Annotated in this window: 2 protein-coding genes; both read right to left on the bottom strand. The window is 70.3% G+C overall.

Translation table 11 applies throughout. From position 1 onward, the window contains the following. Nucleotides 1–901: acyl-CoA dehydrogenase family protein (locus QMZ92_RS35875; RefSeq protein WP_283302132.1), on the bottom strand; the 901-nt coding region annotated here is incomplete at its 3' end. A gap of 128 nt (nucleotides 902–1029) precedes the next feature. Next, on the bottom strand, nucleotides 1030–1238 hold a 209-nt coding region (locus QMZ92_RS35870; RefSeq protein ID WP_283302130.1), incomplete at its 5' end, for an acyl-CoA dehydrogenase family protein.

Genomic DNA, 1238 nt, shown 5'->3' with positions numbered 1-1238 from the left:
CCTCCCAGGCGACCTGGTGGGTGTACGCGCGGTTGACGGCGATGTCGACGGCGCAGTCGGCGAGCATGCCCTGGACGAGCTGGAAGTCGGCGATGGGGGAGCCGAACTGGCGGCGTTCGACGGCCCAGTCGCGGGCCAGTTCGAGGGCGCGCTCGGCGGCCCCGGTCGTACGGGCCGCGATCATCAACCGCTCCTCGGTGAACCAGGACCTGGTGATGTCGTATCCGTTGCCGACCCCGCCGAGCACCGCGTCGTCGCCCACGCGGACATCGGTGAACGTGAACTCGGGGTGCTCGTAGACGAAGGTGTGCATGAAGCGCGGCACCCGGGTCATCTCGATCCCCGGCGTCTCCTTGTCGACGAGGAACAGGGTCGGCGCACCCTCCTCCCCGGCGGCCGCCAGCACGATCATGAAGTCGGCGTGGTCCCCGACGGTGACGAACCACTTCTCACCGTTCAGTACCCAGCCGTCCTGGGTGCGGGCCGCCGTCGTGGCGATGGCCTGCGGGTCCGAGCCCGCGTCCCGCTCGGTCACCGCGTAGCAGTCCCGCCGCCGCCCCCTGATGACGGGGACGAGATAGCGTTCGCGCTGCTCCGGGGTGCAGAACCGCAGGGCGTTCGCCGGCCGCCACACGGTGTCCCACAGTGCGCCCGTCAGCCTGCCGAGCTCCTCCTGCACGATCGCCTGCTCCAGGATCGTCAGCCCCGCACCGCCCCACTCGGCGGGCATGTTGACGGCCTGGAGCCCGCTCGCGAGCACGGCGTCGCGGATCTCGTGGTGGGCCTGCGCAGGCAGACCGTTGTTCTCCTCGCAGTCGAGTTCGTACTTCATGATGAAGTCGGTGAGCCCGCGGGCTGAGTCCTTCAGCTCCTTCTGACGGGCGGTGAGACGGAAGTCCATGGCAGTCAGTCCTCTTGGGTCGGCGTCGGCGTAGGCGTCGGCGCGTAGGGGTCGGTGATCGGGGCGGCGGTGGTGTCGCCGGTGGGCGAACGGGCCGGCAAGAAGGGGCGGTCGGCGGGCGAGCCGGATCAGGAATGGGGCAGGGCGAGGGCCCCGGTGCCCCGCTTGACCAGTTCGTTGGCGACGATCAGTCGCTGGATCTCGGAGGTGCCCTCCCAGATGCGGTCCACGCGCAGTTCCCGGTACATGCGTTCGACGGGGTAGGAGCGGTCGTAGCCGCGTCCGCCGAAGATCTGTACGCAGCGGTCGACGACCCGCCCGGCCGCCTCGCTGGCCG

The organism is Streptomyces sp. HNM0645 (assembly GCF_030056615.1).
Classification (GTDB): Bacteria; Actinomycetota; Actinomycetes; order Streptomycetales; family Streptomycetaceae; genus Streptomyces; species Streptomyces marianii.
The sequence above is the reverse complement of the archived record's forward strand: the minus strand, read 5'-3'. Positions and strand labels throughout refer to the sequence as shown.